Origin of the sequence: Streptomyces sp. SM11, assembly GCF_002910905.1 — a bacterium.
In the GTDB taxonomy this organism is placed as follows: domain Bacteria; phylum Actinomycetota; class Actinomycetes; order Streptomycetales; family Streptomycetaceae; genus Streptomyces.
Genome location: NZ_NEUE01000110.1, coordinates 1,465 through 10,890 on the forward strand (window position 1 = coordinate 1,465; position 9,426 = coordinate 10,890).

At 73.7% G+C, this 9,426-nt stretch carries 7 protein-coding genes; all 7 read right to left on the reverse strand.

Annotation, left to right across the window (positions count from 1 at the left end; all coding sequences use genetic code 11):
- Nucleotides 1-52: 52 nt before the first annotated feature.
- Entirely contained in the window at nt 53-2,005 is a 1,953-nt protein-coding gene (locus B9S58_RS07960) for a TOMM precursor leader peptide-binding protein (RefSeq protein WP_103531409.1), read from the reverse strand.
- Entirely contained in the window at nt 2,002-2,757 is a 756-nt protein-coding gene (locus B9S58_RS07965) for an ABC transporter permease (RefSeq protein ID WP_103531410.1), read from the reverse strand. The genes B9S58_RS07960 and B9S58_RS07965 overlap by 4 nt, the downstream gene beginning before the upstream one ends.
- Nucleotides 2,758-2,824: 67 nt before the next feature.
- On the reverse strand, nt 2,825-3,787 hold the full coding sequence (locus B9S58_RS07970; protein WP_103531411.1) for an ABC transporter ATP-binding protein: 963 nt from the start codon (nt 3,785-3,787) through the stop codon (nt 2,825-2,827).
- A gap of 43 nt (nt 3,788-3,830) precedes the next feature.
- The gene (locus B9S58_RS07975) at nt 3,831-4,955 is read right to left on the reverse strand and encodes a metalloprotease (protein WP_103531412.1); all 1,125 of its coding nucleotides are present in this window, start codon (nt 4,953-4,955) and stop codon (nt 3,831-3,833) included.
- Complete coding sequence (locus B9S58_RS07980; RefSeq protein ID WP_103531413.1) at nt 4,952-5,998, reverse strand: lantibiotic dehydratase C-terminal domain-containing protein; 1,047 nt, start codon at nt 5,996-5,998, stop codon at nt 4,952-4,954. The genes B9S58_RS07975 and B9S58_RS07980 overlap by 4 nt, the downstream gene beginning before the upstream one ends.
- The gene (locus tag B9S58_RS07985; RefSeq protein ID WP_103531414.1) at nt 5,995-8,712 is read right to left on the reverse strand and encodes a lantibiotic dehydratase; all 2,718 of its coding nucleotides are present in this window, start codon (nt 8,710-8,712) and stop codon (nt 5,995-5,997) included. The genes B9S58_RS07980 and B9S58_RS07985 overlap by 4 nt, the downstream gene beginning before the upstream one ends.
- 103 nt (nt 8,713-8,815) lie before the next feature.
- Nucleotides 8,816-9,426 (reverse strand): nitroreductase family protein (locus B9S58_RS07990; RefSeq protein ID WP_181009230.1); only part of this gene is annotated, 611 nt, incomplete at its 5' end.

A 9,426-nucleotide genomic window follows, 5' to 3' on the forward strand; every position in this document is an offset into this window, starting at 1 on the left:
GGAGGGGGCCGGCGCACGTGCCGGGCCCGCGGCACGTGCCACGCGGGCCCGGTCACGGGAACGGGTGCGGGGCGGCCTTGATCTCCGCCTCCGGGAGGTCGTCGGCCCGCCGCCCCGCCGCCCGCAGCGCGGTCCGCAGCCGGGGCATGGCCAGCGCCCGCTGTCTGCCCCAGCCGAAGTCCAGCGGCAGCAGCCCGGGGACGATGGCCGAGACGGTGTGCAGGCCCATCCGGTGCTGCTCCGGCGTCGTCTGGTCGACGGCGATGACGTCGTACCCCGCTCCCGTCAACCGGTCGCGCAGCAGCCGCAGATCGTCCAGCAGGTCGCCGGTGCGGGGGCGCAGCGGCTGCCAGTCGGCGAACGTCTCCTCCAGCGGGAGGACGGCGGCCGGTTCCAGGTATTCGGCGGCATGCCGGGCCATGGACGGCAGCCCGTAGAGCTGGGCGTGGTCCTTGAGGTGCAGGACCTTGCTGAAGTCCCTTTCCATCGCCTCCAGTTCGGCCCGGCGTTCGGCGACCTGGTAGGGCAGGTGCGGGATGTAGGTGAGGACTTCGGACAGGGCCGCCTCCACCGTGTCCGCCGGGTCGAAGCCCGCCGCCGCGCTGAAGGACAGCGTGCCGTGGCCGCCGTCCCGGCGCACGGCGAGCGCGGTGACGACGGGGACTGCCAGATCCATCCGCGTGTCGAAGGCGTGCACGTCGTAGCCGTGCAGGGCGGCCCGGTCGATCATCGAGCGGACGGCGGGGGTGGTCGCGGTGGTGAGGTCGATCGCGGTGAGGCGGGCGCGGCCGTACCAGGCGAGGAGGAAGGCGTCCCGCTCGACGAGTTCGAGGAGCCCGAAGAGGATGGCTTCCTCCGGACTGCTCCCGGTGGCACAGCCGTTGGAGCACTCGAAGACGAAGTTGTCGGCCTCGACGCCCGCGCTGTAGTGGGCGAGCCGGACCGGGACGAGGATCGGGGCGTCGTCGCGCAGGGAGTGGCCCCAGACCCAGGGGATCGCCCGGTCCGGGTCGAAGGGGCTGACCAGGGGGTCGGTGGCGTACGTCTGCGGGGGGTAGAAGCCGCAGTCGGCGGGGTTCAGGGCCTGGCCGGAGAGGTTGCGGTAGCTGTCGGCCACCGGCGATGTGCCGCGTCGGCGGTGGGTGCCCGCGTACCGCTCCAGGCCCTCCAGGTGGGCGAGGGTGCGGCTGGTGGCGTACCGGTTGGCCTGGCCGCTCCAGGTGACGTCGTTCAGCCCGGCGTAGCCCCGGACGAAGTGGGTGCCGGCGACCGGGGCGGTGGTGGTGGAGGCGGGGTTGATCCAGGTGTCGGAGCCGAGCGCGCCGCAGACCGGGTTGGCGAGGGCGGCGGTCGGCAGCGGGTAGGAGTCCAGGGAGCGGATCCGGTAGCCGTCGGGGTCCGGTTTGGGGGTGGGGCGGAGTTCCATGCGGGCGGCCTGTGCCGTGTCCGGGACCTCGTGCACGCAGGCGGGGCACAGCGGTTCGGGCAGCAGCGGGAAGGTGGCCGTGGCGAGGGTGACCAGGTCGACGCGGGTGACCTGGGGCAGCGCCCGGTCGGCGGGGGTGGCGTCGGAGCGGGTGGCCGTTCCCCGGACGACAGCCTCGTAGGTGGCCCAGACCGCGTCCACCGCGTACTCCGTGAGCACCGGCCAGTGCACGGCCCCGTGCGGCTGGTGCCCCAGCTCCAGCGCCTCGCGTTCCGACCGGCTGCGCAGCCGCTGCCAGCGCATCGCGAGGCACTGGCCGCAGGCGGAGGCGTCGGGGCCGCCGCCCCAGGGGCCGATGAGGACGGCCCGGGAGGTCAGCTGCACGTTGGCGGCGGGCCGGGTGTGGGCGTACGGGTCGGGGCGGCCGAAGCCGAGGACGTCGGCGGCCCCGAGCGGCACGGCGTAGGGCGCGGGCAGACCGTCGGGGGAAGGGGAACGGGTGTGGCGGGCGGTCAGCCCGGACTGGAGGCGGGTGCGCGCCGCTTCCAGGGGGGTCGGGGCGGGGGCCGTCGTCGTCATGACTTGTCGCTCCAGCGGAAGGTCCTCAGCGCCACCGCGCCGAGGACGAGGGCGAATCCGGCGAGGACGGCGCAGGCGACGCCGATGTCCTTCGGGGTGCCGCCGCCGGTCAGCGCTCCGGAGACCCCGTCGTTGAGGTACCGCAGGGGCAGGACGCGGGAGAGGCTCTGCATCCAGCCGGGCATGGCGTCCAGCGGGAAGAACGAGCCGGACAGGAACGCCATGGGAATCATCAGGCAGTTGGCGACGGCGGCGACCGCTTCGGGGGTCTTCGCGTAGCTGCCGACGATGACGCCGAGCGCGAGGAACGCGGTGATGCCGAGCACCAGCACCGGCAGGGCGAGCGGCCAGCGGCCGTCCAGCTGGAGCCCGAAGGAGGGGAGCAGGGCCACGGCGACGAAGAGGACCGCCTGGACGGCTCCGATGCCGAGCGCCAGGACGTAACGGGAGGCGAGGACGGCGGAGACGGGCGTGGGCGTCATCCGGATCAGCCGGAGGATGTCGTCGCGCCGCCACTGCATGAGGACGAACCCGACGCCGAAGACGGCGGCGTTGCCGACGCCCCAGGACAGCACTCCGGGGGCGATGTAGTTGATGTAGGGCTTGCCGCTCTCCTCGACCGTCTGGCCGTGGAAGATCAGCCCGAAGACCACCAGGAAGATCAGCGGGAAGGCGAAGGTGAAGAAGAGGGTGGTGCGGTCACGGGTGTAGGCCCGGTATCCGGCCTGGCTCAGCGCGGCGTAGGCGCTCATCGGGGGTCTCCGTATCACTGGATCGCTGCACGTGTGCGGGGGGAGGGGGAGGGCGGATCGTCCGGGGTCACGGCTGCGGGGCACCGGCCCCGGTGCCGGTCAGGTCCAGGTACACGTCCTCCAGGCTCGCCGTCCTGGTCTGTACGCCCTGGAGCCCCGCGATCGCGTCGACGGCGGCCAGGACCCGGCCCGCGGCGAGGGTCTCCAGCACGATCGAGCCGCCCTCCTCGGTCACCCGGTCCACGCCCTCGATGGCGCGGGCCCGGTCGGGTGTGAGGCGGTCGGCCGGGACCAGCAGCCGGGTGGTCGGGCTGGACGCGGCGATCAGCCGGCCGGGGCTGTCCAGCGCGGCGACCCGGCCCGCGACCATGATGGCGACCCGGTCGCAGAGCGCCTCGGCCTCGTCCAGGTGGTGCGTGGTGTAGACGATGGTGCGGCCCTGGCCCTTGAGGTCGCGCAGGACCTGCCACAGCGAGCGGCGGGCCTGCGGGTCGAGGGCGGCGGTCGGCTCGTCCAGGAAGATCAGTTCGGGCTCGTGGACCAGGGCGGAGGCGATGGCGAGCCGCTGCCGCTGGCCGCCGGAGAGGTCGTCCACCCGGGTGTCGCCCTGTTCGGTGAGACCGACGGAGGCGAGCGCGCGTTCGGCGGCGGCCGCGTCGCAGCGGTAGAGGGCGGCCATGGTGGCCAGGTGTTCGCGGGCGGTCAGCCGGACGAAGAACGCGGAGGCCTGGGTCTGCACGCCGAGCCGGGGCAGCAGGGCGGTGTTGCGCGGCCAGGGGCTCTCCCCCAGGACCGCCACCGTCCCGGAGTCGGCCCGCCGCTGGCCCTCCATGATCTCGACGAGCGTCGTCTTGCCCGCCCCGTTGGGCCCGAGCAGCCCGAAGAACTCCCCGCGCCCGACGGTCAGCGAGACCCCGTCGACGGCCCGGGTGGAGCCGTACGTCTTGTGGACGTCGGCCAGGGCGACGGCGGGCCCGGCGGACCGTCCCGCCGGGGGGTCCTGGGGGGTGCGGGGGGCGGTGGGCGTCATGGAACTCTCCTTGGGGTGGAACGTCGGTCCTCGGGGCGGAACTTCAGGCCGTCAGCAGATGGTGGACGCCCGCGACGGCCGCCGCGACGACACCGGCGAGAACAAGCACGGTGACCGACACATAGGCGGGATAGGCGATACGGGCCCGGCGCGGGTAGGCGGCCGCTTCCGGGGAGCGGCGCAGGGCGAGCCGCAGGTAGGCGCCGGCCGAGGCGGCGAGGCCGGTGGCCCCCGCCAGTTGGCCCGCGATTCTGTAGCCGTCCAGCGGCGGCAGCGGCACGAGCATCGCGAACGCCTGGACGCTGCCGAGGAGCAGCAGGGCGGCGAACGCCTCGTGCGTGGCGTCGTCGAGCGGGGCGAACAGCCACAGCGCGCAGAACGGGAGCAGGAAGACCAGATTCATCACCGCACCGGCGGCGGCCGTGGCGATGCGCTGCCGACGAGTGCCGAAATACTGGTAGTTGTCGACCGTGCAGTACATGATGACGGCAGGCAGCCGCCATCGCAGCCCGATCTCGGCCACCCGCCCGCCGTAGTGCCGGGCCACCACACCGTGCGCCAGCTCGTGGAGGGCGGTGCTCAGCCAGAGCAGGGCCGCCGTGCCGGTCAGCAGGACCGGGTTGGCGAACAACTCCCGCACCGCAATGAGCAGTTCGCCGGAACGGGCGAGGACCACCGCCTCCATCGCGAGGATCAGCGCCAGCAGCGGCACCATCGCCCAGGGCGCGAGCAGGAAGCCGAGGGCCCGGTGGAGGCGGGCGGTGGTGGCGTCGGCGTCGGCCACCAGGGGGAGGGTGCCGCGCAGGAGGGTGCGGCGTTCAGCCGTGGGCGCGGGGGCGACCTGCGCGGCGGCCCGGACGGGATCCCGCGCGGGGGCCCCGGCCAGCAGCCCCTTCGTCCCGAGCATCGCCAGGATCTGCTGCCAGTGCGCGTCCGCCAGCCGTCGCCCGTACTCCCCCGCGTACTCCTCACCGATCTCCCCGAGGCTCCGCTCCCCGTCCATCCGCGCGATGAGGAAGTGCTCCTTGGCCCCGACCTTGAAGGAGTTGCCGGTCTCGGCGTCCTTGATCAGGTGGACGGTGGCGGCGCCGTCCAGCAGCGGGTCGCTGAGCAGGACGCGGGGCCGCAGCTCGGGGCGGTAGGCGGCGAGCGCCCCGGATGCGCTCATGCGGACTCCTTGAGGACCCGGCCCAGAACATGGCTGAGATACGCCTCGTCGCGGATGGTGACGTGCAGCCGGTTGTTGGTCATGTGCATGTACGGGGACAGCAGCAGCGGCAACGCCACGGCCGGGTCGGTGACCCGCTCGTCCCGCTCGCCGTCCCAGGACCGGAAGACCAGGTCCCCGTCCACGGCCAGCTTCCGCGCCCGGTCGCGCAGTTCGGCGCAGTGCTCGGCCCAGCCGGCCAGCGACCCGGGGAGCGAGCGGGCGCTCCCGGGCGGTGCGGTGGCGGCCCGGACCCGGGCGAACCGGTCCCGCAGCCCGTCCGCCGTACGGGCGTAGTTGCGGTCGTACTCGTCGGTGCCGATGAAGCCGGTGCCGGGGAACGCGCGGTGCCAGAACTCGTAGTAGCTGTCCAGGTATGCGGTCAGCTCGTCCCGCCCGGGAAGGAAGGCCGAGGACATCACCATCATCAGCTGGGCGGCGGTGCCCAGCAGGACCGTGCGCAGGTGCAGGTTCTTGGTGGCGAGGGCGTCGATCACCAGGTCGCTGGAGTGCCGGAAGTGCCACTCGGCCAGCTCGATCCCGGCGGGCCCGCCGTACTTCCCGAACTCCGGTTCGTAACGCTCACGGTGGCGGGAGTTGTTGGGGCGCAGGTTCATCCGGCCCCGGTCGTCGGTGTAGTGCCCGCGCTCGCTGCCGGGGAACTCGATCTCGAAGAGGGTGTTGTAGAAGTCGTTGAGGAACCCGGAGTCGACCTCGTACAGCGCGGGCCGCTCGGCCAGGAACGCGTCCACGGCCCGCTCGGCGCGGCGGGCCACTTCCGGCTCGGCATCGGGCGTGGACGGCTTCAGGCGCAGCCGTACGTGAGGGCCCTCCAGCCAGTAGTTGATGAAGAAGTACCCGGCGAGCAGCCCGTCCGCCTCCAGCTCCGCGACCAGCGGGCGGACGCAGTTCAGGAGGAAGGGGCGGGGGTTGGCGGCGTAGAAGACGTGGGTGGCCTGCCAGTCCCCGGTGGTGGTCGCGGCCGGTGCGGTGGGGGGTGTCATGAGGTGGTCCTCCTGTGGACGGGTACGGCCGTCTCCACGGCCAGTTCGGCGACATGGCGGCCGTGGCCACTGACGGTGGGCAGCGCGTCCTGGTCCGGCAGCATCTCCCGGAACACCACCCGGGCCTCGGGGGACTTGACGAGCGCCTCGAAGGCGGACAGGGACAGGGTGCTGTCGAAGTCGAGGTACTGCGGCTTCGCGCCGGTCGCGCCCCGGGCGCCGGTGTCCGACACGGTCGCGAAGACCCGGTCGGGCAGGCCGTGGGTACGCCGGAACGCGTGCCAGCCCAGGAACCAGCCGTCCTCCGGGGTGCCCGGCCGGTGCAGGGGCAGGACGGCGGCCGGGGCGCTCCAGCTGCGCCGGCTCACGACGAGCGAGCCGTGCCGCACCCGGGGCCGCCCGGTGACCCCGCCCCGCGGCTCGCCCTCGGGGACGCCCGCCCACACGTTGAGCGGAGCCATCGAGGTCGGGGAGAGGAGCAGCAGGGTGCGGGGCAGTTCGGGCAGGGCGAGGGGGACGAGGTAGCCGAGGTAGACGGGGATCACCTCGCGGTCCAGGCGGGCCGAGCGCAGGACGAGCCGGTCGGCCCCGGGGTCGTGCACGAGATACAGGTCCTCCAGCGAGATCCTGAACTCCGGCTCCAGCGTGCCCCGTTCGCCTGGGCAGACGATCTCGTACGGGGTGAGCCGGCCGTGCAGGTTGAGGTTGCTGGTGACCGGGCCGCCGGTGACCTCGGCGAGGACCGCGCCCTCGGGCACGAGGGCGTCGGTGTCCGCGAGGAGCCGTTCGCCGAGGCCGTCGAAGAGCTGGGTGAACCGGGTGAACGAGAACGACACCCCGCCGTAGGACCGGTTCAGGACGACGAGCGGGTCGCCGGGCCGGTCGGCGATCTGGACGTGGTGGCTCATCGGCGCGAAGTCCGCTTCCAGACCGCCCAGTTCATCGGTCACCGCAGCCAGGAAGGCCTCGTCGAGCCGCACTTCGGCCGCCCCCGGTTCCGCCGCCTCCCACAGTCCGGCCATCCGGGCCGTGAACGCGCGGCGGGCGGTGTCGAGGGCGCGCAGCCGGTCCAGGCCGAGCCAGTTGACCTCGGGGACGTAGGTGCCGTCGGCGTCGTACGGGGTGCGGGAGGCGGTGAACGTCATGTACTGGTCGAAGAAGTCCTCGTGGAAGTCGTGGACCAGCTTCAGCAGGTCGTCGCACCGCCCGCCGTGTCCGTAGCGGGCGAGGAAGAAGCCCTGGAAGGTGATCCGCTGCGGGAGGGTGAGGTCGAACGCGGGCAGCACCCGCTCCACCGCCGCCAGCGGACCGGCGGCCAGCTCACCCCAGGCGTCCGGGTCCAGCATCACTCCGGGGTCCGCCGCCCGGGGAGAGCCCGCCGCCGCGTCCTCGTACAGCAGGGTCTGCGGGACCTTCGCGCGCTCGGCCCCGAGCTCCTCCTCCTGGACCGCCCGCAGCCCGGCCCGTACGGATTCCAGCAGGGCGCGCCGCTCGTCCGGGGCCGCGTCGGCGAAGCGGGCGGCGTGGGCGGCGGGCTCCTCCAGCCGGTCCGCGAGCCGGTCGGCCCAGGGGCGGTCCAGGCCACGCAGCGCGTCCTGGAAGGCGCGGAGCGGGTCGGTGTCGTGGACCTCGGTCCGCAGGCACGGCACCTGGACCATGCCGACGTCCAGCAGCGCCCCGAGGTACTGCTCGCACTCCTCGCGGGCCGCTCCCCGGTCCTCCTCCAGCCAGGCCGCCAGCTCGCCGTAGCGGAGGGTGCCGCGCTCCTCGAACAGGCCGAGCAGCCGCTCCAGGGTGCCGCTGCGGCGCAGGAAGAACAGCCGGTCCTTCACCGCGTCGAAGGTGACGGCGGTGTCGTCGTCGCCCGCGGTGACCCACCGCCGGACGTAGCGGACCCGGTCGTCGTCGCGCCCCCAGCCGGAGGCGAGGGCGAGGGGCAGATCGGCCCGGCGGACCGGGTCGGCGATCACCGCGTCGGCGAGCCGGCCCAGCGCCACGACGTTGAGCCGGACCTGCGTCCGCCACTCCTCCCCGACCCGTACGCGCAGCCCGTCAAAACCGCCGAACACCCCGGGGGCGACGCCGGTGAAGGTGGAGAACGGGCTGGTCTTGCAGGCGGTCCGGTAGACGTAGGAGAGCAGCGAGCGTTCGATCTTGCGCTGCTTCCGGTCCGGCCGCACCCCGGCCGGGGACGCCCTGTGCCGGTAGGCGTCGAGCTGGGCGTCGAGGGTCGGCGAGGCGAGCAGCAGCCCCTTGCGCAGCCGCTCGTGACCGGCGATCCGGGCCAGCTCGGCACGGCTGCGGTCCGTCTCGGCGGCCAGCAGACCGGCCCCCGCACCCCGCTTCCCGTCCAGGGCGCGCCGGCCGGTCAGCCAGTCGGCGAGGTCCCGGGCGGCGGCCGGGTCGAGGACGCGCACCCGGGCGAGGGCGTCCTCGGCGGCCGAGGGGTCCGGCAGCCGGTTGTTGAAGACGTCGCGGCGCAGTTTCAGCAGGGCGCGGCGCAGCGGTTCGTCGTCGCTGCCGCCGATCAGCCCGTGCAGCTGGTCCGCGGCCTTCCCGGCCAGCAGCGCCAGCTGTTCGGTGGTGTCGAGGACGTCGTCGGCCCAGCGGCGGCTGTCCGGGCAGCGCAGGGCCCGGACGTCGTCGACGGGGAGTCCGGCGACGCGCAGCATGAACGCGGGCCGGCCGGCGGCGGAGTCGGCGGTGCCGGTCATCGTCGGCGCTCGTCCGGGCGACGGAGAGTTCGCGGTGTCGGTCATCGTCGGCGCTCGTCCGGGCGACGGAGAATTGGCGGTGTCGGTCATTGTCGGCCCCCGGTCAGGCGATCTCGTAGCGGAAGTCGGCGGGGGCGGGGCGTTCGTTGCCGATCATCATGATCAGCAGGGGTGCCTCGCCCGTCCCTTCGAGCCCCAGCTCCTCGATGTAGGAGATGTTGTCGAAGCCGAGGGCGACCCCGCAGCCGAGGTCCACGGCCGCGGCGGCGGTGTAGACGGTCTGGGCGACGGCCCCGATGGTGGCGTTGGCCAGCCGGTACCCCCGGTCCCCGACCGCGTCGAGGACGGCGGTGGTGCGGACGGTCGGCACCAGGACCGCTCCGGCCTGCTCCAGGTTGTAGTTGGCGAGGAAGTAGTTCTTCTGGAGGAACTCCCCCGGCCGGCCCTCCCTGATCCGCCGCAGGCTCCGCGCCTCGGGGTCGTAGGCGTACGAGCCGGGTGCGATCCCCTCCACATGGCCGACGAACGCGTACAGCTTCGCCAGCCGGACGTCACCGGTGTCCCCGCCGAGCCGCGAACCGGCCGCCGCGGCCGCCAGGCAGGCGGCCAACTGGTCGGCGGTGACCGGCTTCCGGGCGTCGAACCGGCCGAAGCTGGAGCGCCGGGCGCGCAGGGCGCCGCGCACATCGACGGCCAGCGGCCGGGCGGGCGGCA

Bases quoted from the DNA above. Each gene is read 5' to 3' on its own strand.
- B9S58_RS07960 (WP_103531409.1), bottom strand. From the start codon at position 2,005: ATGACGACGACGGCCCCCGCCCCGACCCCCCTGGAAGCGGCGCGCACC.
- B9S58_RS07965 (WP_103531410.1), bottom strand. From the start codon at position 2,757: ATGAGCGCCTACGCCGCGCTGAGCCAGGCCGGATACCGGGCCTACACC.
- B9S58_RS07970 (WP_103531411.1), bottom strand. From the start codon at position 3,787: ATGACGCCCACCGCCCCCCGCACCCCCCAGGACCCCCCGGCGGGACGG.
- B9S58_RS07975 (WP_103531412.1), bottom strand. From the start codon at position 4,955: ATGAGCGCATCCGGGGCGCTCGCCGCCTACCGCCCCGAGCTGCGGCCC.
- B9S58_RS07980 (WP_103531413.1), bottom strand. From the start codon at position 5,998: ATGACACCCCCCACCGCACCGGCCGCGACCACCACCGGGGACTGGCAG.
- B9S58_RS07985 (WP_103531414.1), bottom strand. From the start codon at position 8,712: ATGACCGGCACCGCCGACTCCGCCGCCGGCCGGCCCGCGTTCATGCTG.